This is a genomic window from Sorangium sp. So ce590 (assembly GCF_051521365.1).
In the GTDB taxonomy this organism is placed as follows: Bacteria; Myxococcota_A; Polyangia; order Polyangiales; family Polyangiaceae; genus Sorangium.
Genome location: NZ_CP150346.1, coordinates 7,564,621 through 7,591,061, shown reverse-complemented (window position 1 = coordinate 7,591,061; position 26,441 = coordinate 7,564,621). Strand labels below are relative to the sequence as shown.

Here is a 26,441-nt window from a genome sequence, read left to right as displayed (position 1 = left end):
GGCGCCCGCGACAGGTTCGGCGCCACAGCCACCGGTCGAGCAGGCTGGCTTCAGGGTGAAACCTCGAACAGGCACCGCGTGATCGGGATGGCGACGTCCGCCCACACGTACAGGTAGTATCTCGTGCCCGGGACGAGCTTTTCGGGGCTCCCGTCGGCGGGATAGCCCTGCTTCGTATCCGGTGGAACCTCGCCGTAGGTGATACCGCTCTTCACAGGCTGGCCGCTCGAGGGCACGTCGAGCCGCCAGATCGTCCCCTCGGGCAGGTCGAGGTTGGGCGGGGCGCCCGGGTTCTCGGCGTCCGCCGACAAGACATAGACGTAGCGGGCGTCGCCGCCGGTCCAGGTGATCTTGCCTGCGGCGTCCACGCCTTCCCCCGCCGCGCACGCGCTCGGCGCGTAAAGGCTCTGCTGGTAGAGAGGCCCGCCGAACGGGGTCTGGTCCGCGAAATCCTCCTTCGTGAATCCGCGGCGCCGGAGCTCGCCCTCGAAGAACGCGACCATCCGCGCCGGGTCGGTGGTGGGCAGGCCGGCGACGTCGCGGGAGAAGCCGTTGTTCTGGTCCGCCGGATACGCGCCGAGCGCATCCGAGGAGACCCAGCCGGCGACCAGCGCGAGGCCCGCCGGATAGAAGCTGTCGGTCCAGACCGGCCCGGCCTCGATGTACCAGTTCGACGGCCCCGCGGCCGGCGCGGCGTCCTCCGAGTGACAGCACACGCACCCGCACGCCTCGGTCTGCTCCGTGACCCAGGCGAGCTCGCCGAGCCATTGCGGGTCGGAGAGGCGTGGATCATCGCTCGGGGTCCTGTACTCCGAGGGAGGAGCGGGCCAGTACGGGCGCTGCGTGAAGACCGGCTCGCACGACGCGTAGTCGGTGAACAGGCGGCCGGGCTCGGTGCAGCCCGAGATCGCGCCGAACGTGCAGACCTTGCCGTCGCTCTGCCCGGCCGGCTCGCCGGCCATCGGGTCGACGCAGGCCTGCTCGGGCCACTGGAAGACGGCGCCGCCCGTGCCCACGCCGCCGGCGCCGCCGCCGGGCTCCCCCTCGGTCTCTCGACAGGCCCCCAGCCCTCCGAAGGCCGAGACGAGGAGCGCTGCGCCCAGCATCACGTGCGGTGAATGGAGGAGCTCTTGCTTCACGGTCGAATCTCCTGAACGTGGCCTTCGAACGAAAGGATATTGTGATTTAGCTTACTGTTCTGCGCGGCGAGCGTCCCGATGTATACTGTTTGTTCATGATTGTGCAATCATTGCACAATGTTTTGTGGTGAAAAAAAGTGTGCCAGATCACATCTATGTGGGTGAAGGCGCGGCTCGGAGGGCTGGCAAGCTCGGCAGCCACGGCGGTCCGAGGTGACGGGCCGGCCGGCGTGAGCTCTCCACCCCCGACGCTCGACAGACCCTCCTCGGAGGCGCAGCGGCCCGCCGGCGACGACAGCCCCTCACCGGAACGCGCCGATGCCGAACGAGAGACAGGGCTCTCCGTCGCGCACCGAGATCGCCGCGAGCTGCTTCTCGGGAGGGTACATGTACCCGAACAGCGTGCACATCTCGTTGTCGCCGAGGCCGAAGGTGAGATCGTGGTCCGACGTGTTCCGGAACCTGCACGCGTACCGGAGGGAGTCGCCCTCCTCGAGCGCGATTGCGGGCCGGTAGACCTCGATGTCGCCCTCCAGGTCGAACGCCCCGCCCGCGTAGACGCGCGCCTCGCCGCCGTCCTCGCGGACGACATCCACGTCGAAGGCCTCGGCGTAACGGTGCGTGTGGGGCATGAGGGAGACGATGTTCCCGCCGAACGTCGAGCACGCGGCGCCGACGGTCCGGGTGGCGCGCGGCGGGACGAGGAAGTCGTTCACGTTCATGACGAACGGCACGAGCTCCTCCGTGCGCTCCGAGAGAGGCATGGTGAAGAAGTCGTAAGCGAGCTCGACGACCGCGGGCTCGGCCGACGTGTTGAGCAGGTGGACGCTCGTCGCGATCTCGCGGGACGAGTCGAGGGTGAAGCCCATCCCCTCCGGGAAGACGAGCGTCTCGTCGCCGACGACCTGGGTGGAGCTCGCGAAGAGGACGTCGGGGATGACCGCCGGCAGCGCGCCAAAGGGGTCGTCGGCGCCAGGATGGCAGTCCGGGTACGGGTTCGGCCCGAGCGATGGATCGACCGGCTTGGCGATGACGTTGCTGTGGTGCAGCCCGGCCGTCGTGTAAACGCGCGCCGCGTGGACGGTCTCGTTCACGAGGGCAGGGAAGGGCCATGAGAGGCAGAAGGTCGCCTCCTCGCCGGGCGCGAGGGGCCGCGGCGGCGCGATGAGCCTGAAGCCGCTGCGCGGCGGCTCCGGCAGCGTGAGCCGGGTGGGCGGCTCGCCGAAGGCGACGACGTTGTCCCGGTCGATGCGCGCTTCAGGCTCGTAGCGGGCAGCAGGGTGGACGCACCGCCCGCGAAAGAGCTCCTCGCCGGGAGCGCACGCCGCGGGCGGCGAGGGCTCGAGCCCGGCGCAGGCAGGGAGGAGCGGAATCCAGAGGAGACTCTTCAAACGTGCTCTGTCCCTCGGGACGGAGCGGAGCTGGGGAGTTCGCATCACGAATCACCTGCGACCGGCGGCGCCTCACCGGAAGCCTCGACTGGCGATCTCCCCTGCCGGAAGACAAGGCCAGCACGCGGCCAGGGCGGATCCCGCGGCCTCCGTGGCGCTCCCGGCACAACCGAGGACAGCCCGGGCCGATGCTGCCCAGTCGCCGCGACCGCCGTCCCGCCGGGGGGCGCCGGCGCGGCGGCCTCTCCGCCAGCGCGGCGGCTGCGCTGCCGGGGTAGGGCGACCTCAGCACATCCCGCCGGTCTGGAACGCCGGGTCGTCGCCACGGCGCGGCGGGGTCGCCCACGTGAACACCCTGCTCACCCGGCTCGACGCTGTGCGCAACAAGGGCGTGACGTGGGCGTCGCGGATCGTCTAGCATCCGCCTGCGAGGGGCATCACGCCCCACGATCCCCTGCATCACCCGACGACCACGCAGCGTGGTCCCGGCTCGTGGAGAGACAGCATTGAGCGAGCAAGCAATCGAGCCCGCCCTCCCCGTCACCGCTTTCGAGAGGCGCTTCAAGCACCCGCCGGGGCTCGTGATCCTCTTCTTCGCGGAGATGTGGGAGCGCTTTTCCTATTACGGCATGCGCGGCCTCCTCAAGCTGTATATGGCGAACTACCTGTTCGTCACGGCGCGCGAGGCGTACCAGGGGTGCCGACAGCACGCGCCGCCGTGCGAGCTCGTCCATGGCGATCCGGCCTCGGTGTTCGGCTGGGAGTTCATCCGGGGCCTGCTCCCGAGCGCGCCCGGCGAGCAGGCGTCCGTGCTCTACGGGCTGTACACGGGCCTCGTCTACCTCACCCCGTTCTTCGGCGGCATCCTCGCCGACCGGGTGTGGGGCCAGCGCAAGACGGTGGTGATCGGCGGTGTCCTGATGGCCGTCGGACACTTCGTCATGGCGCTGGAGAACTCGTTCTTCCTCGCGCTGCTCCTGCTCATCCTCGGTAATGGCGCGTTCAAGCCCAACATCTCGACGCAGGTCGGCAGCCTGTACCCGAAGGGTGATCCGCGCCGCGACGGCGCCTTCACCATCTTCTACATGGGCATCAACCTCGGCGCCTTCATCAGCAACCTGGCGTGCGGCACGCTGGCCGCCATCTACGGCTGGCACTACGGCTTCGCCGCCGCGGGCGTCGGGATGTGCCTTGGGCTCGTCGTCTACCTGATGGGGCAGAAGTACCTCGCCAAGGACAACCTGATGAAGGCGGCGGAGGGCACCGGCGAGGAGAAGCAGCCGCTCACGAGCGACGAGTGGAAGCGCGTCGGCGCGCTCGTGGCGCTCTGCGCCCTCAACATCGTCTTCTGGGCGGTCTACGAGCAGCAGGGCAACACGATGCAGAGCTGGGCCGACGAGAAGACGATATGGCCCAGCGTCCTCGGCTTCCAGCTCCCCTCGACGTGGTTTCAGTCGTGGAATCCGCTCTGCATCATCCTGCTCGCCCCGCTCCTCGACATCTTCTGGCGCTGGCAGGCGAGGCGGGGCACGGAGCCGACGAGCGTGTCCAAGATGGCGATCGGCTGCACCCTCCTCGGGGTGTCGTTCATCGTGATGATCCTCGGCGCGCAGGCCGTCGGCGACGGCAAGGGCAGCCTGTTCTGGCCGCTCTTCTGCACGCTGCTCCTCACGATCGGCGAGCTCTACCTGTCGCCCATCGGCCTGTCGCTCGTGACCAAGGTCTCGCCGGTGCGCATCGTCTCGATGATGATGGGCATGTGGTTCGTCTCGAGCTTCTTCGGCAACACGCTGAGCGGCTTCCTCGGCATCTTCTACGAGCGCTGGTCGAAGGACATGTTCTTCCTGATGCTCACCGTCCTCGGCATCGGCGCCGGCGCCGCGATGTTCGCGTTCAACAAGCCGCTCCGCCGGGTCATCGGCAATCAGTGAACCGGGCAGCTCCCGGCGCGGCGGCGCCCCCGAGGCGGGGGGCGCCGCCCGCGTCAGGGCGCCCGGGCCCCGCCGGGCTCGACGATCCGCTCGTCGAGCACCGCGAGCCGCCCCTCGGGCAGCGCGCTCCCGATGGCGGCCACGGCGCGGCGGACGCTCTCCAGCGTGCTGCACGAGGCGACGTCGACGAAGAGCCGCCCCGACTCGGGCCAGGAGTGCAGCGCCACGTGCGACTCGCTGACGACCGCGCACGCGGTGATGCCCTGCGGCGAGAACGGGACGACCACCACCTCGAGCAGGGTGAACGGGCCGGCGGCGACGGCCGCCTCCAGCGCCCCGCGGAGCGCGGTCGGGCTGTTCAGGAAGTCGAAGGGACAGCCTTCGAAGTGAGCGAGGGCGACGTACAACCGCATCGGTGGGCAGGGCGCGCAGCGGCGGCGCCGCGCTGGCTGGGCAGGATAGCCGAGGCCGGGCGGCGCGGGACCGGAATCGGAGCGGCCCGAGCCGCGGGGGCGCCTCGCCGCGAGCACGAGCGGGTCGGCGCGCCGGCGCCGCGCGGGGCGCGCCGGCGAGCTCACGCCGCGGGCGCTCCGGCCGGCGCTGGCGCCCGGGAGGTGCCGGCCCGCGCCGCGGCCTCGACGCAGACACGGACCTCCTCCAGCAGCTCCTGGAGGCCGAGCTGGCCCTTCTGGAACACCCTCTCCGTGCCCATCCGGAGCCGCGCGCGATCCTCGTCCGTGAGCTCCTTGGCGGTGAGCACGATGAGCGGCATCCGGCGCCAGTGCTCGTGGAGGCGCAGCCGCTCGATCAGCTCGAACCCGTCCATCTCCGGCATCATCAGATCGACGATGGCCGCGTCCGGAGCCTCCGTGTCGGTGGCCAGGAGATCGAGCGCGAGCCGCCCGTTCGCCGCCGACAGCGCGTCGCAGCCCGACCGGCGCAGCATCCCCTCGAGCAGCTCCCGGCTCGGCGCGTCGTCCTCGACCACCAGGACGCGCGGGCTGCGCCCGCTCCGGAGCGCGCAGCGCGCGAGGGCGCGCTCCAGGGCCTCGCGCTCGACCGGCTTCGTGATGTAGTCCGCGGCGCCGAGCGAATACCCGATGCCCCGCTCCTCGACGATCGAGATGACGATCACCGGGATCGACGCGAGCGCCGGGGTCGACTTGAGCGCCGAGAGCACCCGCCAGCCGTCCATCTCGGGCATCAGGAGATCGAGCGTGATCACATCGGGAAACAGCGTGCCGGCGAGGCGCAGCCCCTCCTTTCCGCCCGGCGCGAGCGCCACGTGGTGGCCGAGCGCCTCGATGTGCCGCTTGAGCAGGTCGCGCACCGTGGCGTCGTCATCCACCACGAGGACGAGCCGCTGCGCGTCCCCGTGACCCGGTGTCCACGCCTCGGCGCCGGCTCGGCCGTGGCCGTCCGCCGCGCCGTTCCGCGCTGCGGCCTCGTCGGGCGCCGCCGCGAGCGGCAGCCGCACGCTGAACGTGGAGCCTTTGCCGGGCTCGCTCGTCACGTCGATGGCGCCGCCCATGAGCTCGACGAGCCGCTTCGTGAGCATGAGGCCCAGCCCGGTGCCGCCGTACCTGCGCGACGTCGACGAGTCGGCCTGGACGAACGGCTGGAACAGCCGCTTCAGCTGCTCCTCCGTCATCCCGATGCCCTCATCCTCGATCTGCAGGTGCAGCGTCGGCCGGCCGGGCCCGCCCTCGAGCGCCACCCGCACCCGCACGGCGCCGTCGGCGGTGAACTTCGCCGCGTTGCTGAGGAGGTTGTAGAGGATCTGCCGCGTCCTCCGCGGGTCGGCGTGCAGGGTGATCGCGCTGTCGGGGCGGTGGATCGAGAGCGTGTTCCGGTGCTGCGCGACCAGCGGGCGCACGGTCGAGGTCACCTCGTCGAGCAGGGCCTGGACGTCGAAGGACTCGGGGTGGAGCTCCATCCTGCTCGCCTCGATCTTCGACATGTCGAGGACGTCGTTGATGAGGCCGAGGAGGTGGGCGCCGGCCTGATGGATCTTCCCCAGGTCCGACACGAACGCCTGGTTGCCGAGGTCGGTCGCGTCCTCCTGGAGCATCTCGCTGTAGCCCAGGATCGCGTTGAGCGGCGTCCGCAGCTCGTGGCTCATGTTGGCGACGAACTGGCTCTTGGCCAGGTTCGCGCGCTCGGCCGCCCTCGCCATGGCCTCGGCGTGCGTCTTGGCCTCGGAGAGCTGCAGGTTCACGACCTCGGCCCTCTCCATCGCCTGGGACAGCGCCCGCTCCGTCTCCTTGTGCAGGGCGATCTCCTGCTGCAGCTGCTCGTTCTGCCGATCCAGCTCCTCCTCGACGAGCTCCCGGCTCTCCCAGGAGAGGACGAGCCACCAGGCGCCCACGCCGATGAGGACCACCACCGCCGAATAGAGCTTGATGAACGCGGCGAGGACCTCCGGCCGCGCCTCGGGGGTCAGGGCAGCGCTCCAGTAGAACAGCCAGAAGAGCGCCCCGACGACGCCGGCCATGGCGAGGAACACGAGCGCGAAGCGCAGGAGCCGCGACGAGAGCCGCGCCGACAGCCGCTCCGCCACGAAGGCGCGGAGCGCCGTCGCCCGGCGCGCGTCGACCCCGGCCCGCGGCGTCTTGCAGACGTCGTGGCAGCGCGCGTCCAGCGTGCAGCAGAGCGAGCAGATCGCCCCCTCGTACACGGGGCAGTACGCCATGTCCTGCGGCTCGTAGCCGTGCTCGCAGACGCAGCACTGCGCGACGCCATGGTCCTTGTCGTTCGAGAAATGAGCGTTGTGGCGGGCGATGTAATACTTGCCCTTGGTGAGCCAGGCGATGGCGGGGGACAGCGCGAACGCGAGGCCGAGCGCGATGAACGAGGAGTACGCCGCGGCGGCGGGGCCGAACACCCCGGCGAAGCAGAGCATGGACGCCGCGGCGCCCACGCCCATCGCGCCGACCCCGACCGGGTTCACGTCGTAGAGGTGCGCCCGCTTGAACTCGATGTACCGCGGGCTCAGCCCGAGGGGCTTGTTGACGACGAGGTCGGCCACGATCGCGCCGATCCACGCGATCGCGACGCTGGAGTAGATCGCGAGCACCTTCTCGAGGGTCTGAAAGACCCCGAACATCATGAGGAGGAGCGCGATCGCGACGTTGAACACGAGCCACACGACGCGGCCGGGGTGGCGGTGCGTGAGCCGCGAGAAGAAGTTGGACCACGCGAGCGACCCGGCGTAGGCGTTGGTCACGTTGATCTTGAGCTGCGAGACGACGACGAACGCCATCGCCACGAGGAGGACCACGCTCCGGTTCGAGAAGACGTGCTCGTAGCCGGCCAGGTACATCACCACCGGCCGGAGCGCCGCGTCCACGCTGGAGCCCTGCCTCACCGCGAGCGACGCGAGGAAGGCGCCGGCCAGCTGCTTGGCGCCGCCGAGGAGGATCCACCCCGGGCCCGCGAGGATCAGCGCGATCCACCACAGGCGGCGGTTGGATCTCGTCCTGTCCGGCATGAACCGCAGGTAGTCGACCTGCTCGCCGATCTGCACGATGAGGGAGAAGCTCACGTTGGCCGCGAGGCCGAAGAGGAGCGGGTCGAACGCGTTGCCGCTCGGCGACCTGCCGGCGAAGCTCGTCCAGCCGGACAGCGCCTCCGGGTCCTTCTGGAGCACGAAGACGAACGGCAGCGCCATGAGCACGAGCCACAGCGGCTGGGTCCAGAGCTGGAATTTGTTGATCAGGGTCACGCCGTAGAGCACGAGCGGGATGATCACCGCCGAGCACACGAGGTACCCGGGCACGAGCGGCAGCCCGAAGTAGAGCTCGAGGGCCTGCGCCATGATGGCGGCCTCGAGGGCGAAGAAGATGAACGTGAACGACGCGTAGATGACCGACGTGATCGTCGAGCCGATGTAACCGAACCCGGCGCCTCGCGTCAGGAGGTCCATGTCGAGGTTGTAGGTCGCCGAGTAATAGGTGATCGGCAGGCCCGTGAGGAAGATGACGGCGCTGCAGACAAGGATCGCCCAGAGCGAGTTCGTGAATCCGTAACTGACGATCAGCGAGCCGCCGATGGCCTCCAGCGCCAGGAACGAGATGCCGCCGAGCGCCGTGTTGGCGAGGAGCGCCGGGGACCACTTCCGGAACGACCTCGGCGCGTAGCGGAGGGAGTAGTCCTCCATGGTCTCGTTGGCGACCCAGCTGTTGTACTCGCGCCTCTCCCTGACGATGCCGTGGATGACCTGCATGGCCTGCCGCTCCGCGCCGCCGCGGCACGCCGCGGCCAGGCGCCCTGGTGTTCACGGACCCTCGCCCCGGCCGGAGCGGTCCCCCTCGCTCAGCCCCCGCCCGGCTCGTCCGCGGCGCCGCGCGCCGCGCGCTGCGCCTCCTCCGCGCGCGCCCGGTGCTCGCGGAGCAGCGTGACATAGGCCTCCTCGCACTGCCTGAGCCGCTTGAGCTCGAGACAGGCGCGGATGCGCGCGTGGAGCAGGACCATGTTGAACGGCTTTGTCACGTAGTCCTCGGCGCCGCACTCGATGCCGCGCGCCACGTCGCCGAGCTTGTCGGACGCGGAGAGCAGGACCACCGGCGCGAAGCCGAGGCGCCCCTCGCCCCTCAGCTTCTCCAGGACCTCGAGGCCGTTCAGATCCGGCATGACGAGATCGAGCAGGATCAAGTCATAGTCGTTCTCGCGGATGAGCTGCAGCGCCGTGCGCCCCCCGGGCGCCTGGTCCACCTCGTACCCCCGCCGCTCGAGGCACGAGGTCAGCATGTCGCGGTTCACGGAGTTGTCGTCCACGATGAGCAGGCGTCCTCCGATGCCCCCGGCCCTGGCCTGGGGGAGCGGCGCAGGAGGGGCAGGCTCGTCCTGGCCGAGCGGCAGCCCGAGCCAAGGGGCCTTCGGGAGGGCGCTCTGCGAGTACCCCGCGATGAGGTTGCGCAGCATCACCCCCGCCGCCTGGATCCTGCAGAGGATGGGGATCAACGCGGACCGCTCCTCGCGCTCGAACCGGGAGAGCAGCTCCGCGCAGAGAGGCTCGATCTTGCTCGTGTGCGGCTCGGTGGCGGCGTTGAGCTCACGCAGGCTGCAGAGCAGCGCCTGCGCGTCGCGGCTGCCGAGGGCTTCCTCCGAGATGCGCTCGTCGACCTGGGTGAGCACGAAGGCCCCGATGCCCCGGAGCCCGTTGAGCGCGTCGAACGTGCTCGTCGGCGCGTCGAGGGGCAGGCACTCCAGGAGGTGGTCGCCGTAGCCCACGATCGCGGTGAGCGACGTGTGGAGCTCGTGGCGGAGGTGCGCGACGAGCGATCTCCAGAGCTCCTGTCGGCCAGGCCTGTCGCTCGTCGCGGCGCTGCGCCCGGCGAGGGGATCGGCCGGGCGCTTCACGGCGACTCCCGGCCGAGCAGCGTCTGGATCTTCGCGTCGAGGCGCTCGATCTCGACGGGCTTGATGTCGTAGTCGTCGCCTCCCGCCTCGATGGCCTGCTCTCTGTCGCTGGTCATCGCGTGGGCGGTGAGGACGATGATGGGAATGTCCCTGGTGCGCGTGTCTCCCTTGAGGCGACGGGTGGCCTCGAGGCCGTCGATGCTGGGCAAGCCGACGTCCATGAGGATCAGCTGCGGCTGCTTGGCCCGCGCCAGCTCCACCCCCGACTCGCCGTCCACGGCGGTCACCACGGCGTATCCACGGCGAAGCAGGCGTCGCGATAACATGTCACGGTTCATCTCGTTGTCTTCGACGAGGAGAATGGTGGTCATGAGGTGGCCCCCTTGAAAGCAAGATCTCGCAGCGCCCCGCCCGATGACGAACGCGGCCGCCGTCACCCCGACGCGCGCCAGGAGGCGGCGCCCCGCGCTGCCCGCGAGCGCGGCGTCGGCAGGCGGCTATTCCGCCTTCAAGAGCTCCCGAGCGGTCGTGTCCCCCGTCTGCGCCGCCTTCGTCGAGTCGATGTCTCGTACGTTACGGTATCGGTTTTTGAGGGTCCATATAAATCGGTGTTTGCTCCGTCACGAAGGTGCTTCTCCGAGAGCGGGTGTCCTCGGTCGGCGCCTCTCCCCGGCGGGGGAGCTGCGTTGTGTCCAGCACGTGTCGAGCGGTGACGGGGAGAGCGGCGCGGCCGCGAGATGGCCTGTCGCAGGTGGGAGGAGTCGATTCAGGACGTACGCTGCCGGAGCGAGCCGGTCCCCGGGCGCTCAGCGCCGCGCGATCTCGACGATCTCGCGCGCGCGGTGGCCGCCGATGTCGAAGCGCCCCTCGAGCCCCGCGAACACGAAGCTGTTCACGCGGCTGCCCCGGACCTCGCGGGCGGCGCTGGCGCCCCCGGTGCGCTCCAGGAGGAACACGTCGAGCCCGCCGCCGATCGATGGGCCGAGCGCGACGCTGTCCGACATGCGGACGTCGATCACCGCGCCGAGGCGCGCGAGCTCGAAGCCGTGGGTGAGCGTGTCGCGCTGCCGGCCCGGCGCTGCGGTCCAGAGGGCCCGGTAGCCGCTGCCCAGCGAGATCACCGGATCGATGCGCTCGAACGGCGCGAGGTGAAACCTCGCCTCCACGCCCGCCGTCATGCCGCGGACGTCGGTATCGCGCCGCTCCGGGCCCATGGCCATGTACTGCTCGTAGCTCGACGTCAGGCCGAGGCCGAGCTTCGGCGTCGCGCGGTAGCCGAGCTTCACGGCCACGCCGGCGCCGGGGCCCGACACGTCGCGAAGGCGCCGCTCGCTCCCGATGCGACCGAACCCCTGCGTGTACCCGGCGCCGACCCCGAGCTCGAGCGCGTTGCTCGGCGCCCTGAGCGGCGAGCTCAGGTAGCTCGGCGAGACGTCGCCCCCGAAATCCTGCGCCGAGGCGGCGCGCGCGCAGAGCACGCCGAGCGCGCCCGCGGCGACCACGAACCCCGTGTTTGCCTTCATTGCGGATCCTCCTCGTTCGCGGCGCCACGAGGCGGCGGAGCCGATCCGCGATCCGCGCTCCACGATCCGCGCTGCGCGACCTGCGCCGCGCGACCCGCCGGGGGCGCCGCTCGCCGGGGCGCGAGCATCGCGTGTGCCACGGGGCGGCGAGCACCGCCTTCTCGGTCACGGACGGGCGGCGCGGCGGCGCGAGAGGCCGCCCGCCGCTCACCGCACGACGCCGCCCGGCGCGGCCCGCAGGCCTACCAGCGGTGGTAGGCCGGGTGCCCTTCCTTGACGGCCACGAACGTCCCGCGGCACGTCGCCGTGACCCGGCCCCCCGCCTCCAGGGTCGCCTCGATCACGACGCGGTCGCCCTCCGCCTCCGCCACCTGCGCTCGCAGGCGCAGCGGGCCGAGCGGCGTCGGCTTCCTCAGCTTCACGTGGAAGTCCGCCGTCACCGTGCACGGCGGCGCGTCGGCCCCCCGCGCCTGCATGAGGTGGTGGGCCGCGGTCCAGTTCGAGTGACAGTCGAGCAGCGCGCCGATGATGCCGCCGTTGAGCATCCCGGGGAACGCCTCGTGGTGCGGCTCCGGCGTGAAGTCGCAGACCACCGCGTCGCCCTCGACGCGGCTCTTCAGCCGGAGCCCCTTGTCGTTCGCAGGCCCGCACCCGAAGCAGCGGCTCTGCGGCGCGTACCTGTCCTGCAGGCTCGCCGCTTCGCTCAACTCCTGCCCCCGACGAACGCCTCGTCCATCAGCATCTTCTGCTCGAGGAGGTGGCTCGCGCGCGAGCCGGTCGCCGGGCTCGCGCTCGGCGAGCGGCTCACGCACGAGAGCGGCAGCCGGTCGCCGATGCGCTGCCGGAGCACCGCGAGGATGTAGTACCAGGCCCCGTAGTTGCGCGGCTCCTCCTGCACCCACACGAGCGGCGTGCCGTCCTTGTAGGGCGCGAGCGCGTTCACGATCTCCTCGTTGAGCGGGAACAGCTGCTCCAGCCGCAGGATCGCCACGTCCTTGAGCCCGCGCGCCTCCCGCGCGAGCGCGAGGTCGTAGTACACCTTGCCCGAGCAGAGCAGGACCCGCTTCACGTCGCCGGGATCGACCCCGCTCGTGTCGGGCAGCACGCGGTGGAACTTGCCCTCGGCGAGGTCCTTGATCGTCGACACCGGCCGGTGCGGGCCCTTCGACGTCGCCGGGACGCGCAGCAGGCTCTTCGGCGTCGCGATGATGAGCGGCTTGCGCCACGGCCGGTGCACCTGCCGCCGCAGCACGTGGAACAGCTGCGCCGGCGTTGTCAGGTTGCACACCTGGATGTTGTCCTCGGCGCTGTTCTGCAGGCAGCGCTCGATGCGCGCGCTCGAGTGCTCCGGCCCCTGGCCCTCGTAGCCGTGCGGCAGGTAGAGCACGATGCCGCTCAGGCGGTGCCACTTGTCCTCGCTCGACGTGAGGAACTGGTCGACGATGACCTGCGCGCCGTTGAGGAAATCGCCGAACTGCGCCTCCCAGATGACGAGCCCGTCCGGGTAGTCGAGGCTGTAGCCGAAGTCGAAGCCGAGCACCCCCGCCTCGCTGAGCGGGCTGTTGAACGCCTCGAAGCGGCCCGGCGCCTCGGCCACGTGCGACAGCGGCGCGTAGCGCGCGCTCGTCTCCACGTCGCGCAGCACCGCGTGCCGGTGGCTGAAGGTGCCGCGCTGCACGTCCTGCCCGGAGAGCCGCACCGGCGTCTTCTCGGCGAGCAGCGTCGCGTAGGCGAGCATCTCGCCCGTGCCCCAGTCGAACGGCTCGCCGGCGACGAGCCGATCGTGCCGCAGCTTGAGCGTCGGCAGCACCTTCGGGTGCGCCTTGAAGCCCTGGGGCAGCTCGAGGAGCCGCTGCGACAGCGCGATGAGCTTCTCGGCCGGCACGTTCGTCGGCGCGTCCGGCGTCGCGTGATCGGCGCCGCCGCGGTAGTGCGACCACACGCCGCCCATCGAGTAGAGCACCGGCGCGAAGCCCTTCTGCTTCACCTCGTCGAGCGCGGCGGCGAGCGCCTCGCGGCGCCGCACGACGATCTCCTCGGCCTTCTCCTCGGTGACCTGCCCGAGCTCCATGAGGCGCCGGACGTAGACCTGCCGCACGGTCGGCTTCTTGTCGATCGCGGCGTACATCCGCGGCTGCGTGTAGCGCGGCTCGTCGCCCTCGTTGTGGCCGTACCGCCGGTAGCAGTACATGTCGATGACCACGTCCGAGCCGAAGCGCGCGCGGTAGTCGATCGCGAGCTGCGCGACGTGCGCGACCGCCTCGGGGTCCTCGCCGTTCACGTGGAACACCGGGACCTTGAGCATCCGGGTGATGTCCGACGCGTAGCGGGTCGAGCGCCCCTCCATCGGATCGGTCGTGAAGCCCACCTGGTTGTTCACGATGACGTGGACCGTGCCGGCGGTCGTGTAGCCGGGGAGGTTCATCATGTTGAGCGTCTCGGCGACGACGCCCTGGCCGATGAACGCCGCGTCGCCGTGGATGAGCAGCGGCATCACGCGGCGGCGCGCGTCGGGGGCGCCGTCGGCGAGCCGCCGGTCCTGCTTCGCGCGGACGCGCCCCTGCACGACGGGGTTCACGAACTCGAGGTGGCTCGGGTTGAACGTGAGCGTGAGGTGGACGTTGCGCCCGTTCTCGAGCGTCCGGTCGGTCGAGTAGCCGAGGTGGTACTTGACGTCGCCGCTGCCGAGGTGGCGCTCCGCCTCCTTGTCCTCGAAGGCCGCGAAGATCTCGCGCAGGCTCTTGTCCATGATGTTCGCGAGGACGTTGAGCCGGCCGCGGTGCGCCATGCCGACCACGATCTCGTCGACCTCGTGCGACCCCGCGCGCTCGATGATGAGGTCGAGCAGCGGGATGAGGCTCTCGGCGCCCTCCAGCGAGAAGCGCTTCGTCCCCGCCTCGTAGGACTTGTGGATGAACTGCTCGAAGATCTCGGCGTCGGAGAGCTTCGTCAGGATCCGGAGCTGCTTCTGGCGGTCGAGCGTGAGCCGGTTGCGCGTCGACTCCATCTGCTGCTGGAGCCACTGGCGCGCCTCGGGCTCCTCGATGAACGTGAACTCGACGCCGATCGAGCGGCAGTACGTCTCCTCGAGCCGGCGGATGATCTCGCGCAGCGTGAGGACGGGCGGCACGCCGGCGAGGTCGGTCGTCGGGAAGGCCAGGTCGAGGTCCTCGACGCGGAGCCCGAAGTTCGTGAGGTCGAGCTCGGGCGGCGTGGCGGGCGGCAGGCCGAGCGGGTCGACGTGCGCGAAGAGGTGGCCGCGCACGCGGTAGGCGTTCACGAGGGCGTACACGCGCGCCTTGAGCGCGGCCTCCGCGAGCACCTTCAGATCGCGCGGCGTCTCGAGCGAGGTCGGGTGCTCGCTGAGCGTCTGCGCGAACGCGGCCTCCAGCGTCTTCGCGGCCTCGCCGTTCGTCTTGCCGTGCCCGTTCCCGGGCGCCGTCGACGGCCGCAGCACGTGAGGCTGGATGGCCGGCAGCGCGGCGGGAGCGGGCAGCCTGATGGGCGCCGCTCCGCCGTTCTTGCTCTCGAAGAACGAGCGCCAGCCAGGGTCTACCGACTCGGGGTTCTCGAGGTACTGAGCATAGAGCTCCTCGACGAGCCCTGCATTGATTCCGAAATCAAGCTGCATCGTGTTCGTGGTGCAAATAACGCGGGTCGGGTCGGCACGCTAGAGTCGTTTTCCGATGACTCCGGCTCATGGGGCGGATCATCGTCCGGACAAGGGGTCCGAGCGCCTGGAGAAATGGTAGGGAGAAGCGGTACAAGGGGGACCATGGATCAAGACCGCGCAACCCCGGGTCGAGGACCGGCGCCCGCCGTCCTCCCCTTCGATCGCTTCCGGGACCACCTCTTCCACGACCCCAGCCTCGGTCTGTGGCTGGACGTGAGCCGGATCCACTTCGAGAAAGATTTTTTCGCCACGATGGAGCCGCGCATCCAGGCGGCGCTCGCCGAGATGGCGGCGCTCGAGGGCGGGAGCATCGCGAACCCCGACGAGGACCGCCGGGTCGGCCATTACTGGCTGCGCGCGCCGGAGCTCGCGCCCGAGGCCGCGCTGCGCGCCGCGATCGAGGCGACGAACGCGCGGATCCTGAGCTTCGCGGCGGACGTGCACGCGGCGCGCGTGCGGCCGGAGCGGGCGGCCCGCTTCCGCAAGGTGCTCGTCGTCGGGATCGGCGGCTCGGCGCTCGGGCCGCAGTTCGTCGCGTCGGCGCTGGGGACGCCGGCCGACCGGATGCAGCCGTACTTCTTCGACAACACGGATCCTGACGGGATCGATCGCACGCTGGACGCGATAGGGGACGACCTCGGCGCGACGCTCGCGGTGATTGTCTCGAAATCGGGCGGGACGAAGGAGACGCGCAACGGGATGCTCGAGCTCGAGGCGGCGTACCGGCGGCTCGGCCTCTCGCTCGGCGCGCACGCGGTCGCGGTGACAGGGGAGGGGAGCGAGCTCGACAGGTTCGCGACGAAGCACGGCTTTCTGGCCCGCTTCCCGATGTGGGACTGGGTCGGCGGGCGGACGAGCGAGCTCTCGGCGGTCGGCCTGCTGCCGGCGGCGCTGCAGGGGCTGTCGATCGTGGAGATGCTGCAGGGGGCGCGCGAGATGGATGAGGTCACGCGCTCGAAGGAGGTGCCCCGGAACCCGGCGGCGCTGCTCGCGCTCGCCTGGTACTCGGCGACGGGCGGCGTGGGCCGGAAGGACATGGTGCTGCTCCCGTACAAGGACAGGCTCGAGCTGTTCTCCCGCTATCTCCAGCAGCTCGTGATGGAGTCGCTGGGCAAGCGGCTCGATCTCCAGGGCAAGGAGGTCTGCCAGGGGATCGCCGTCTACGGCAACAAGGGCTCGACCGATCAGCACGCGTACGTGCAGCAGCTGCGTGACGGGCTCGACAATTTCTTCGTCACGTTCATCGAGGTGCTCCGCGATCGCGCGCCGTCGCGCGGCGCGATCGAGGTCGACCCCGGCGTCACGACGGGCGACTACCTCTCCGGCTTCCTCCAGGGGACGCGCAAGGCGCTCAGCGAGAGCGGGCGCGAGTCGATCTCGATCACGATCGAGACGGTCGACGCGCGCGCCGTCGGCATGCTGATCGCGCTCTACGAGCGCGCGGTCGGGCTGTATGCGTCGCTCGTGGGCATCAACGCGTACCACCAGCCCGGCGTCGAGGCCGGGAAGAAGGCCGCGCAGGAGGTGCTGGATCTGCAGACCAAGGTGCTCGCTGCGCTGGCCGCCGGCGCGGGGCGCGCGCTGCCGATCGAGGAGATCGCGCGCGCGGCGGGCACCGACGACGTCGAGACGGTCTTCTGGATCCTGCGCCACCTCGCGGCGAACCCGGAGCGCGGGGTCGTCCGGGAGGTGCCGCAGGGGGGCTCGCCGTTCGACGCGACGTACCGGCTGGCGCGGTGAGGGGGGCGTCCACCCCCCCGGGGGGAGCGTGCTGCCTTGCTCGGGGCGGCCGACGGGCCCCCGGCGAGGCGCGAGGCGAGGCGTGAAGGACGCAGGAGGCGCCGGGAGCCGAGAGGCGCTCCTGGCGCTCGCGCCTCAGAACTGGACGCGCAGGGTCCCGCCGGTCGGGCCGACGAGGAGCTCGGGGGTGTGGAGCGACACCTTGCGCGGGATGTCGCTGCGCACCCAGACCTGCTGATTGGAGACGAGGCCCGCGACGAGCAGCGCGAAGCCCGTCACCTGGGTGAGCCCGTTGAGGAGCACGAGCGTGCCGGCGACCTGGCCGCCGTCGCTGGAGAAGTCGATGTCCTCGCCCGTGGCGAGCGTGATGAACGGGCCGCCCACGGGCACGAACAGCGGCGTGTAGCTGCCGGCCTCGCTCTCTCCCTCGGCGAGGATGCTCCCGGCCGTCAGCGCGGCGAGCGCCCACGCGGTGCCGAGGACGATGGACCCCGCGACCACCAGTCGGCGGCTCATCTGCGTCTCGAGGCGGTAGCCCGCCGGCGGCGGCTCGCGTTCCTTGAAGGGCAGCGTCCGCGGCATGCCGAGGATGACGGGCGGTGCAGCTGGCGCGTAGCCCGGCGGCGGCGGGTAGCCTGGAGGCGCGTAGCCCGGCGGCGGCGGGTAGCCTGGAGGCGCGTAGCCCGGCGGCGGCGGGTAGCCTGGAGGCGCGTAGCCTGGAGGCAGGTAGCCTGGAGGCGCGTAGCCTGGAGGCGGCGGGTAGCCTGGAGGCGCGTCGCCCGGCGGCGGGTAGCCAGGGGGCGGCTGCGCGCCCTGCACGGACGGTGCGACGCCCTCCGCGGCGGCCGGCGTAGCGAGCGCGAGCACGCCGAGCAGCGAGGCCATCGAAAGGACAGTGCGGATCGCGATCACGTGCATCTCCCTTCGGGGTGAGAGCTCCCGGCGCAGGATCGCCGGCTCAGAATCGCCATCGGAGCTCCGCGGACGACGGGCCTATCGAGATCGCAGGCCACCTGGACGCAGCGTGCTCGGGGCCGCGCGGGCTCACCGAGAACTGGCGCTCCAAATAGACCTCCTCGTGGGCGAAGCTGGCGGCATACAGGAGCAGCCCGCTCACCTGGAGCACGCTGTCCATCGCGAGCCAGAAGAGGCCCGCGCCCTCGACGTCCATGGTCGCCGTGCCGATCATCGGGCCGACGAACGGGATGAACAGCGGCCCGAACTCGTCGAAATCCTCGTCCGCGAGGGTCGCGATGCCCGCGACCGTGAACGAGATCGCGTACGGAACGCCGAACGTCAGGAGCCCCGCCCCGAGGAGCGTGCGGTCCGGCCTGGTCCTGAGCGCGTAGCCGCGCGGGATCGGGTCCCCCTCTTCGTACTGGATGGTCCGCGGGTTCGCCCACGGCGGGAGCGACGGCGGCGGCAAGTAGTAGCCCTGCGGAACGGGCACCAGCGCGCCGCCCGCAGGCGCGGGAGGAGCGCCCGCAGGCGCGGGAGGAGCGCTCGGCGCGGCGGGGCTCGCCGATGTGCTGCCGAGCGCGGGCTCCGGCGGCGCGGCCGGCTCCTGCGCGGCCGCCGTCGCGGCCAGCCCGAGCAGCGCCGCGAGCAGCGCGGCGGCCTGCGCGCGGCGGGCGCGCGGCGCGGCGAGGCGGCGACGTGGAACGATACTCCCTTCGGTATGCCCGATCGGCATGCTGGCTCCCGTCGCGCTCGCGCGGCGACTCCAAGGAACTGCGGGTGGCTTCGGTGCAGCGAGGCCAGGATACGCGCACCGCTCGCGAACTCAACGAGGCGCGCACGATGTCCGCGCGTCGCGGCGGGGTGGGCCCGAGGGCGCTCCGCGCAGCGCGAGCGCAGCCGCCTCCTCGACGAGGTCCGCGCCGTCGAGCCGGACGTCGGGCTCGAACCCGCGCAGCTCGGCGAAGTCGCCGAGCGGGTCGCGGAACGCGCGGGTGCCGAACGAGAGGGTGACGCCCGAGCGCGGGAGCCGGAAGAACGCGAGCTCGCCGACGCTCATGCCGCCGCGGGTGTTCTGCCCGGCCACGAGGACGCCCGGGATCTGTCGGACCAGCGCGAGCAGCATCTCGCACGCCGACGCGCAGCCGCGGTCGACCAGGAAGACGGCGCGCCCCTCGAGCGGCCCCGTCGCCCGCCCGCGGACCTGCGCGCCGCGGGTCGTGAGGTCGGCGCGCGGCGCCGCGGCGCCGCGGCCCACGGCGCGCGCCCGCAGCGTCCCGGCGAGGCGCTCGAGCGCGGCGAGGTGCTCGACGAAGCGCGGTCGCGCCTCGTCCGGGACGTCGCCGCGCGCGAGCCGCCGGCGGACGCTGTTGGCGCGCCCCTCGGCGGCCGCGACGGAGATGACCTCGCGCTCGTCGAGCGCGCAGAGCGGCGCGTCGGTGAGCGCGAGCGCGAAGCGCTCGGCGAAGAGGTAGTTGCCGCCGGCGTTGCCGCGCAGATCCACGACGAAGGCGGGCGCTCGCCGCAGCTCGGCCGCGAGCGCAGGGAGCGCCGCGAGCGCCGGGGCGGCGGCGCTGCTGAAGGTGCGGATGGCGAGCATGGGGACGCCATCGCGGCTCCGCGTGAGCTCGACGGGCGGGCCGTGGCCGAGGCGGCGCGGCGAATCGAGCCGCCGCGGAGGGGCATCGCGCCGCCGCGGAGGTGCCGCGCGGGGCGCGGTCTCGGCGGCGGCCGCGCGCTCGAGGCGCGGCGCGGGCGGCGAGGTCGCGGCCAGCCGGAGCGGCGCGCGGCCGCCGTGGCCGAACGCGAGGTGACCGTCGGGCGCCGCGAACACGTCGTGGAGGAGCCGCGCGAGCTCGGCGGGGCGCCACGCCGCGCGGCTGCGGAGCGCGCCCTGGGCCCGGGCGATCGCGAGCGGCGAGGGAGACGGCGAGCGCCCGTCGAGGCCCGCGTAGGCGTGCTCGAAGGCGTAGCGCGCGTCATCGAGATCGCGGAGCGCCTCGGCCGCGGACACGGTCCGCGGCTCGCCGTCGAGATCACCGTCGGCGATGCGCACGCTCCGGAGCGGCGCGGGCTCCCTCGTGGGGGAGAGCGCCGGCGCCGGGGCGCAGGAGAGCGCGGCGCATGCGAGCAAGGCGCAGGAGAGCGCCGCGCTCGCGCCGGCCGCGGCGCGCCGCGGCCGGCGGAGCGAGCATGGGGCGGGCATCGCGCGCGAGGGTGCGACGGCCCGCGCCGCCGGCGCAACCGGAGCCGCTCGGGTCCGTGAAGGAGGTCACGGCATCGCAGCGAGATCCAGGGCTCCGGCGCGGCGGCGAGGCGTGGGCGAGGCCGACCCGGGCGCATCTGCAGAGCGTCTCGGCGGCGTCCTGCGCAGCCGGCGCTCTCCTCCTGCGCACCCGTTGGGGTGTCCTGCGTCAGGATCGCGCGCGTCCTGCGCAGCGTCGCGCACCCTCCTGCGCAGCCCTGTTCGTGTCCTGCGCAACCATGGTTCGGCGCCTGCGCACCGTCGCCGTCCCTCCTGCGCAGCCTCGGTGTCCTCCTGCGCAGCGTCGCGCACCCTCCTGCGCGGCGCCGGTACCCTCCTGCGCGGCGCCGGTACCCTCCTGCGCGGCGCCGGTACCCTCCTGCGCAGCGCCGGTACCCTCCTGCGCGGTCTTGTATGTGTCCTGCGCAGCAATTGGGCCTCCTCACGCTCTTCGCCAGCCCCACGGTCCACGGCGCTCGGCACACCATGGCCTTCGACGCTGCGGCACACAACCCGTCCCGACCCGCTGACCAGTCCCGCCAGCCAGGAGGTCGGCCAGGATGGCCGGACTTCTGCGCCGCTTCGCGGCGGCTCCGCGCCGGCGGACCTAGAGTACCGATCACCTTGGAGTCCCAAAAAATCAACAGAACGGTCCGCTCCTGACGGCCCGTCGCCCTTGTTACGTGCTTTTTTTGTTATCGAGCGAGAATTTTGTTGTCGATTTCCCAATGCGACAATCTTGAACGAATGAAACACGGTGGCAGCTGGGACGCTCCCTGCCGGCGGCTAGATGATGTAGAGAGCAACGCCACGCCGGATAAGGTCCCCTCGCGTCCGGCGCGGCGAGCCATGCAAGCTTGCATCTTAGCGAACACCCATCGAGGGCGGGACAACCGCACGTGTACGCCGTGTGCTTGCAGCGTCAGGAGGTAATTGCAGGGTCGACGTGCTCCTGTACGGCGATACCACGTGTGTGAATCAGCTTGACACGGGTTTCGGGGTCGGGCTCAACGACACGACATGCCACGACACCCCCGCGCCCGAGCCGCTCTCGGCTGTGCGCGTGATCCTCACGCAGGACGAGCCGGGCACCTGCACGCCGACGACGAGCACCTCCGAAACTCGCGGCCTGGTGGAACATGACGATACGCGCGTGTTCTGCTGCGCCACGGAACCGCTGCCGTGAAGGGTTGGTGACCACGATGCGCTCGGCTGTGTTCCTCACGTTGACCGCGTTCGCTCCCATCGGCTGTTCGCCGGAGTCCTACGATTTGCCGTCTCCAGACGAGCGCGAACACTTCTACGTTCGGTTTGAGAACCATGGCGATAGCACCGATTGCCTCTTCGGAGATGAGGTCTTGTGGGAGGGGTTGGTCGGGAAGGAGACGCCGGACAAATGCGAAGCCTGCGAGTGCGGCCCAGCCGCCTGCACGCTGCCGTCGAAGGTGACCGTGCACGCCTCGGTCTGCCCTGGCGAGGACGACGTCGGCTCCGTGGAAGCCAGCGAATCCTGGGACGGGTCTTGCGCGGCGGCTGCCACGCCCATCCAGAGCGACGCCTTCGCGTCCGTGACCTTCGAGCCGCCGGCGCTGGCTCCCTGCGCCCCCGTGGCACCGGCGCCGGAACCGTGGCGCCGTCCCCTGGCAGATGTGAGGGCTTGCAAGCCCAAGACTCCACACCGGATTCCTGGATACGCCTTTTCTTGCTACCCTACGCAGGCCAATGGAGAATGCTGGAAGGGCTACCCGTTTCGGCATGATTTTTCCACCGTCATCGATGCCCGCACCTGCACGCCTTGCTCCTGCGGCGCGCCGACCGGCGGGGAATGCACGGCGCAAATCACGCTCTACCAGGATGAACGCTGCTTCGACGCACTTGGCAACACGTTGATCACCAACATCGAGTCACCGCTGTGCAGCAGGGTCGCCAACGCACCGCTCGCGGCGATGCGATCCGCTTTCATCCAGGACGAACCCGGCTCCTGCACCCCTTCGGTCTCCACGATCGAAGGCGGCAAGCTGGAGCCGGGGGAGACGCACGTGGCGTGCTGCGACCGCTGACCCCGGTCCCCTCCTGGTCCCGCAGATCCTCCACGCCGGAGCCGCCGCTCCCGGCGCGTCCGCGCACGCGCCCGCGGATCAGCGCATGCCCGACAGCCTCGCGATGAACCCGTGCGATTCCCGATCGCCGTCGCTGCCGAGCGGCTTGTCGAGCCCGGGGAGGTCGAGCGTCCCCGCCACGACGCCTGCGATGTAGAGAGGCTCGCCGGATGCCCCGCTCGCCGCGACGATCCGCACGGCGACGGAGCCGTCTCCCTCGAACCGGGCCGCCGAGATGAGGTTGCCTTGGGCATCCAGCCTCATGAGGAATCCCGCCCGCTTCCGGGAGGTCGTGAGCATCCCGGCGCTCCCCAGCGCGATCGCGCCCGTGAACTCGCCCGTGACGTAGATCGAGCCACCCTCGTCCACCGCCACGCCGGCGGCGATCTGGCTCTCCGTCGCGTCGCCGAACCCGCGGCTCCACACGACGCCATCGTCCGAGACGCGCGCGATGAAGAAGTTCTCCGTCTCCCCCGCGTCGGGCAGCGCCGGGCAGCGATCGCCGAAGCTGATGCGCCCGCGGTACGTGCCGGCGATCACGACGTCGCCGCCAGGGAGCAGCGCGGCCCCGTGCTGCGCCACCTGCTGATCGCCGTCGAGGTTCAGCGGCTTCACGTCCTGCAGGGCGCCGCTGCTCGACACATAGCGCGCGATGAAGACATCGCGGCGCTGCGAGGCGAAGGGGGTGTCTCCGCCGAACGAGACGTCTCCGCTCAGCGAGTCGTAGTCGCCCACGACGGTCAAGAGCCTCGATCCCGACCTCGTGTCGGCGGCGATCGCCTTGACGGTCACGGCCGCTCGCGGTCCGAGGCGGCGCTGCCACCTGCACGCGCCGTCCGCCGGGTAGAGCGCGGCGAGCAGCGCCGAATCGGCCGGGATGTCCCCGGGCGCGCACGGCCCGAAGCTCCTGCCGGCCTCCGACACGTCGACGGCGAAGACGACCGCCTCGGAGGTCGCCGCGAGGCCGCGCGCGGTGGTACCGTGCTTGGCGTCGACGCTCCACACCCACCCGCACTTGCCCTCTGGACCGAGCGCCGCCACGAAGCTCGTCGTGAAGGCGGTATCGAGCAGAGGCGGGCCAACGCGGCATGCGCTGAGATTCCCGGTGGGCAGGTTGATGGCCCCCTCGGACTCCCCGGCCACATAGGTGAAGTCACTGCCGGCAGCCAGGTGCAAGCCCCACACGCCCTTCGCCGCCAGCCCGTAGCGGCTGTCGCGCGCCCCGCCGGCGCTCCACTTCGCGACGGTGAAGTGATACGCCGAATCGTCGAGGACATCCGTGACGACGGCCGTCAACGCGCCGCCCGATGCGGCGAGGTCGCCCACGTCGAAGCCGAGGGTCTCGCCCCACTTGGCCGACGGCTCGATGATGGCGCCGCCGGCGTCGCTGCACACCGGACTCCCGCCGCCGCTGCCCCCGCCGCCGCTGCCCGCACCTCCCGCGCCCGAGCCCCCGCCGCCCGACTCTCCGGCGCCGGAGCCACCCGCACCGGAGCCGTCCGCACCGGAGCCACCCGCGCCTATGCCGCCCGTTCCGATGCCGCCGGTGCCCGAGCCGCCCGTGCCCGAGACCTCCGAGGAGGAGGTCGCGCCCGGGGCCGCGCCCGCGCCGGCCTGCGATGAATCCAGCTCGCCGACCTCGAGCCCGATGAGCGCGTTGCAGCCGCCCGCCACGGCGGCGAACAGGCCGGCGCAGGACACGATGGATCGGATCGTACGAGGTTCGCGTTTCATCGGCTCGGTTCTCCGCTGCGTGGCATCCCCGAGGCCACCATCGCGCCAGCGCGGGCTCAGTGGCAAGCCCTGACGGAGTCAGGATAGATGATGGTGGTCTGGCAGAGGGCGTTGCAACCGCCGAATGGACCTCGGGCTCCGCACGCGACGTTCGTCAGGAACACGTTGGTCGTCGCCGCGCAAACGAGGCCGCTGCAGTTGACCACCGGGAGCTCCCGCTCCTCCGCGCCGCTGCAGTCGTAATCGAAGCCGCCCCCCGGCCTGATCGGCGTCTCGTAGAACGTGCTGGGCTGGCCGGGGTGGACCGAGGGGTTGTTGTCGTTGCAGTCGTTGCCGCCCTCGCACGCGGTCGAACGATAGCCATCGTCGTCGGCGTCGCAGTCGACGCTGCCGCCCCCGCCGGAGCCGGAGACGGCCGAGCTGGAGCTGGAGCTCGCCGCGCCGCCGCCGGAGCCGGAGACCGCCGAGCTCGCGCTCGCGCTGGAGGTCGCCGCGTCGCCGCCCGCGCCGTCGCCGCCCGCGCCGTTGCCGCCAGCGCCGTCGCCGCCCGCGCCGCCCGCGCCGCCGGAGCCGGAGGCCGCCGCGCCGCCGCCGTCGCCGCCCGCGCCGGAGGTCGCCGCGCCGCCGCCGGAGCCCGCTGCGTCCGAGGACGAGGCGGCGGTGCTCGCCGACGACGTGGTGGCGCCGGCGCCGGCTCCGCCAGCGCTCGCGGCGCTCGTGTCGTCGGTGAACGTGGCGTCGGGGAAATCACACCCCGCTGCGGCGCTCAGGGCGGCGGCGGCGGTGGGGAGAGCCAGGTGGAAACATCGGTGAAGCAAGCGCATGCACGAATGGAAGCTGCCGATCCCACCGGCGTCAACCGGTGGCTGGATTATGCGCCGCGCCGCACCTGGCAGGCTCTGCCGTGCGTGGCAGGCTCTGCGGTGTCGTGTGGAAATGTCGTGGGCTATTCGCCTGGCGCGCGCTCGAGAGCGCGCGCGGCGGTCACGGCATGCCCTTCAACCGAGCGATGAACCCTTCTCCCGGCGCCTGGATGGGATGGTTGTCGGTGGGCACGAGAGGGAACGTGTCCGTCAGCTCACCGGCGATGTAGAGCGGATCGCCGAGCGTCGCGCCCGGCGCGACCGACCAGACGGCCACGGTGCCGGCCCCCGCGAGCGCGGTGGCCGAGAGGACGCCGCCGCCCGGACTGAGCACGATCAGATAGCTCGACAGCTGATCCGCCTCGGCCGCGAGCCTCTCGCCGGGCCCCAGAGGAATCTCGCCCTCGAGCGTCCCCGTCACGTAGATCGAGCCGACGCTGTCCACTTCGAGGCTGACGACCATCTGATCTTCCGCGGCGTCGCCGAATCCACGGCTCCAGGCCACTCCACCCCTCGAGACGCGCGCGACGAAGGTGTTCTCCGTCTCCCCCGCCTCCGGCAGGAGCGGGCAGTCGTCCTGGAAGCTGAAGGACGGCCCGGTGTACGTCCCGGAGAGCACGAGGTCGCCGCCCGGGAGCAGCGCGGCCCCGTGTCGCGCCGCCGACTGGTTTCCAGGGGCCCTGAGCGGGAGGACCTCCGTCACCTCGCCGTCCTCGAGCCGGACGCGCGCGACGAACAGGTCGCGATCCGGTGTGGCGGGGAGCTCTTTCGCCTGGATCTTGATCCCCCCATCCGGCGCATTGTAGTCGCCGACGACGAGCACCTCCCCGGTCTCCGGGGAGGCGACGAGCTCTTCGACGCGGACGGTCGCGGTGGTATCGAACGCGAGGTTCCAGATGCACATGCCGTCCGCGTCGAGCCCCACGAGCTCCGTGGACCCGCGCGCGTCGCCGGTCCCGAGGAGGCAATCGTCGGTGCTCGCGCGCGCCGCTCCCGACACCGAGACAGCGAACACGACCCGCTTGGGCGTCGCCGCCAGAGCGATCGGGGAGGTGTTGAGCTCGGCGTCGACGCTCCAGATCCAGCTGCATTTGCCCAGCTGGTCGAGCGCCGCCAGAAAGCTCGGTTTATGCCCGGTATCGGCGTGCGCGCCGACGGAGCACCCGCCGTCCGGCGTGAGCAGGGTGAACGGCGCATCCGACGCCCCGGTCACGTAGGCGACGTCCGAGACGACGAGGAGGTGCTCGGGCCAGACGCTGCCGGGCAGGTCCCCGGTCCGCATCCCGTACGCGCCGTCGAGGGTCCCGGACGGGTCCCACCTCGCGACCGAGAACCCGATCTTGTCGGGCGCGGTGTCGAGCCCTCGGCTTTCCTTGACGATCGCCGTCACCGCGCCGTCCAGCGCCGCGATGCCGGCGACCGACAGGCCCGACAGCTTTCCCCACTCGCTCGACGGCGCGCGGACAGCCCCCTCGCGGACATGGCCGCAGAGCGCCTCCTCCCCGCCGCCGCCACCCTCGCCGCCGCTGCCACCCCCGCCGCTGCCACCCCCGCCGCCGCCACCCCCGCCATGGCCGCCGCCGCCCGTGCCGACCGCGGACACGCTCGCCGACGTCGCGCCCGCGCTGCCGGACGATGAGTCCAGCTCGCCGACCTCGAGCCCGATGATCGCGTTGCAGCCCCCTGTGGCCACGACGGCGAGCAGCCCGGCGCAGAACAGGGGTCGAGTGCTCATGAGATCGCGCGTCATCTTCCCGCCTCCCGTGGCGCGGCGCGTACGGCCGC

General features: G+C 71.5%; 19 protein-coding genes. 4 read left to right on the top strand and 15 right to left on the bottom strand.

All coding sequences use genetic code 11. The features are described 5' to 3' along the window. Positions 1-50: 50 nt before the first annotated feature. The gene (locus WMF28_RS28370) at positions 51-1,139 is read right to left on the bottom strand and encodes a proteinase inhibitor (RefSeq protein ID WP_437596454.1); all 1,089 of its coding nucleotides are present in this window, start codon (positions 1,137-1,139) and stop codon (positions 51-53) included. A 302-nt stretch (positions 1,140-1,441) separates the two neighbouring features. Beyond that, positions 1,442-2,530 (bottom strand): hypothetical protein, encoded by a 1,089-nt coding sequence (locus WMF28_RS28365; protein WP_437596453.1) that lies wholly within the window; start codon positions 2,528-2,530, stop codon positions 1,442-1,444. Between the two features lie 506 nt (positions 2,531-3,036). On the opposite strand from WMF28_RS28365, the gene WMF28_RS28360 reads away from it, so the two are divergent. Next, on the top strand, positions 3,037-4,461 hold the full coding sequence (locus WMF28_RS28360; protein WP_437596452.1) for a peptide MFS transporter: 1,425 nt from the start codon (positions 3,037-3,039) through the stop codon (positions 4,459-4,461). A 53-nt stretch (positions 4,462-4,514) separates the two neighbouring features. Here the strand turns inward: WMF28_RS28360 and WMF28_RS28355 are convergent, their stop codons facing one another. The 7 genes from WMF28_RS28355 to WMF28_RS28325 all read right to left on the bottom strand — a co-directional run bounded on the left by WMF28_RS28355 (position 4,515) and on the right by WMF28_RS28325 (position 14,976). Continuing rightward, on the bottom strand, positions 4,515-4,874 hold the full coding sequence (locus WMF28_RS28355) for an S-adenosylmethionine decarboxylase family protein (protein WP_437596451.1): 360 nt from the start codon (positions 4,872-4,874) through the stop codon (positions 4,515-4,517). Positions 4,875-5,035: 161 nt separating this feature from the next. Beyond that, positions 5,036-8,686 carry a hybrid sensor histidine kinase/response regulator gene (locus WMF28_RS28350; protein WP_437596450.1) on the bottom strand — a complete coding sequence of 1,217 codons (3,651 nt, stop codon included), beginning with the start codon at positions 8,684-8,686 and terminating at the stop codon, positions 5,036-5,038. An 89-nt stretch (positions 8,687-8,775) separates the two neighbouring features. Next, positions 8,776-9,822 carry a response regulator transcription factor gene (locus tag WMF28_RS28345; RefSeq protein ID WP_437596449.1) on the bottom strand — a complete coding sequence of 349 codons (1,047 nt, stop codon included), beginning with the start codon at positions 9,820-9,822 and terminating at the stop codon, positions 8,776-8,778. Further along, positions 9,819-10,193 (bottom strand): response regulator, encoded by a 375-nt coding sequence (locus WMF28_RS28340; RefSeq protein WP_437596448.1) that lies wholly within the window; start codon positions 10,191-10,193, stop codon positions 9,819-9,821. The genes WMF28_RS28345 and WMF28_RS28340 overlap by 4 nt, the downstream gene beginning before the upstream one ends. 435 nt (positions 10,194-10,628) lie before the next feature. After that, positions 10,629-11,345, bottom strand: coding sequence for a hypothetical protein (locus tag WMF28_RS28335; protein WP_437596447.1), 717 nt, complete (start codon positions 11,343-11,345; stop codon positions 10,629-10,631). Positions 11,346-11,587: 242 nt separating this feature from the next. After that, positions 11,588-12,052: a PaaI family thioesterase gene (locus tag WMF28_RS28330; protein WP_437596446.1), complete on the bottom strand. Its 465-nt coding sequence runs from the start codon at positions 12,050-12,052 to the stop codon at positions 11,588-11,590. Continuing rightward, positions 12,049-14,976: a 2-oxoglutarate dehydrogenase E1 component gene (locus WMF28_RS28325; protein WP_437596445.1), complete on the bottom strand. Its 2,928-nt coding sequence runs from the start codon at positions 14,974-14,976 to the stop codon at positions 12,049-12,051. The genes WMF28_RS28330 and WMF28_RS28325 overlap by 4 nt, the downstream gene beginning before the upstream one ends. Positions 14,977-15,120: 144 nt before the next feature. On the opposite strand from WMF28_RS28325, the gene WMF28_RS28320 reads away from it, so the two are divergent. Next, positions 15,121-16,758: a glucose-6-phosphate isomerase gene (locus WMF28_RS28320; protein ID WP_437596444.1), complete on the top strand. Its 1,638-nt coding sequence runs from the start codon at positions 15,121-15,123 to the stop codon at positions 16,756-16,758. Between the two features lie 135 nt (positions 16,759-16,893). On the opposite strand, the gene WMF28_RS28315 is transcribed toward WMF28_RS28320, so the two are convergent. The 3 genes from WMF28_RS28315 to WMF28_RS28305 form a co-directional block, all read right to left on the bottom strand. Continuing rightward, entirely contained in the window at positions 16,894-17,676 is a 783-nt protein-coding gene (locus WMF28_RS28315) for a hypothetical protein (protein ID WP_437596443.1), read from the bottom strand. A 40-nt stretch (positions 17,677-17,716) separates the two neighbouring features. Continuing rightward, entirely contained in the window at positions 17,717-18,451 is a 735-nt protein-coding gene (locus WMF28_RS28310) for a hypothetical protein (RefSeq protein ID WP_437596442.1), read from the bottom strand. Positions 18,452-18,541: 90 nt separating this feature from the next. Next, positions 18,542-19,921, bottom strand: a complete 1,380-nt coding sequence (locus tag WMF28_RS28305; RefSeq protein ID WP_437596441.1) for a S41 family peptidase — start codon at positions 19,919-19,921, stop codon at positions 18,542-18,544. 1,012 nt (positions 19,922-20,933) lie between these two features. On the opposite strand from WMF28_RS28305, the gene WMF28_RS28300 reads away from it, so the two are divergent. Both WMF28_RS28300 and WMF28_RS28295 read left to right on the top strand, forming a co-directional pair. Continuing rightward, a complete protein-coding gene (locus WMF28_RS28300) occupies positions 20,934-21,146 on the top strand; it encodes a hypothetical protein (protein ID WP_437596440.1) in 213 nt (70 codons plus the stop codon). A gap of 16 nt (positions 21,147-21,162) precedes the next feature. After that, complete coding sequence (locus WMF28_RS28295; protein ID WP_437596439.1) at positions 21,163-22,020, top strand: hypothetical protein; 858 nt, start codon at positions 21,163-21,165, stop codon at positions 22,018-22,020. A 78-nt stretch (positions 22,021-22,098) separates the two neighbouring features. Here the strand turns inward: WMF28_RS28295 and WMF28_RS28290 are convergent, their stop codons facing one another. The 3 genes from WMF28_RS28290 to WMF28_RS28280 form a co-directional block, all read right to left on the bottom strand. Next, a complete protein-coding gene (locus WMF28_RS28290) occupies positions 22,099-23,793 on the bottom strand; it encodes a hypothetical protein (RefSeq protein WP_437596438.1) in 1,695 nt (564 codons plus the stop codon). 56 nt (positions 23,794-23,849) lie between these two features. Next, positions 23,850-24,617, bottom strand: coding sequence for a hypothetical protein (locus WMF28_RS28285; RefSeq protein ID WP_437596437.1), 768 nt, complete (start codon positions 24,615-24,617; stop codon positions 23,850-23,852). Positions 24,618-24,777: 160 nt separating this feature from the next. Beyond that, a complete protein-coding gene (locus WMF28_RS28280) occupies positions 24,778-26,391 on the bottom strand; it encodes a hypothetical protein (RefSeq protein ID WP_437596436.1) in 1,614 nt (537 codons plus the stop codon). Positions 26,392-26,441: the final 50 nt, after the last annotated feature.

Coding starts and splice junctions, on each gene's coding strand:
- WMF28_RS28355 (WP_437596451.1), bottom strand. CDS start 4,874: ATGCGGTTGTACGTCGCCCTCGCTCACTTCGAAGGCTGTCCCTTCGAC.
- WMF28_RS28350 (WP_437596450.1), bottom strand. CDS start 8,686: ATGCAGGTCATCCACGGCATCGTCAGGGAGAGGCGCGAGTACAACAGC.
- WMF28_RS28340 (WP_437596448.1), bottom strand. CDS start 10,193: ATGACCACCATTCTCCTCGTCGAAGACAACGAGATGAACCGTGACATG.
- WMF28_RS28335 (WP_437596447.1), bottom strand. CDS start 11,345: ATGAAGGCAAACACGGGGTTCGTGGTCGCCGCGGGCGCGCTCGGCGTG.
- WMF28_RS28325 (WP_437596445.1), bottom strand. CDS start 14,976: ATGCAGCTTGATTTCGGAATCAATGCAGGGCTCGTCGAGGAGCTCTAT.
- WMF28_RS28320 (WP_437596444.1), top strand. CDS start 15,121: ATGGATCAAGACCGCGCAACCCCGGGTCGAGGACCGGCGCCCGCCGTC.
- WMF28_RS28315 (WP_437596443.1), bottom strand. CDS start 17,676: ATGCACGTGATCGCGATCCGCACTGTCCTTTCGATGGCCTCGCTGCTC.
- WMF28_RS28310 (WP_437596442.1), bottom strand. CDS start 18,451: ATGCCGATCGGGCATACCGAAGGGAGTATCGTTCCACGTCGCCGCCTC.
- WMF28_RS28305 (WP_437596441.1), bottom strand. CDS start 19,921: ATGCCCGCCCCATGCTCGCTCCGCCGGCCGCGGCGCGCCGCGGCCGGC.
- WMF28_RS28295 (WP_437596439.1), top strand. CDS start 21,163: ATGCGCTCGGCTGTGTTCCTCACGTTGACCGCGTTCGCTCCCATCGGC.
- WMF28_RS28290 (WP_437596438.1), bottom strand. CDS start 23,793: ATGAAACGCGAACCTCGTACGATCCGATCCATCGTGTCCTGCGCCGGC.
- WMF28_RS28285 (WP_437596437.1), bottom strand. CDS start 24,617: ATGCGCTTGCTTCACCGATGTTTCCACCTGGCTCTCCCCACCGCCGCC.
- WMF28_RS28280 (WP_437596436.1), bottom strand. CDS start 26,391: ATGAGCACTCGACCCCTGTTCTGCGCCGGGCTGCTCGCCGTCGTGGCC.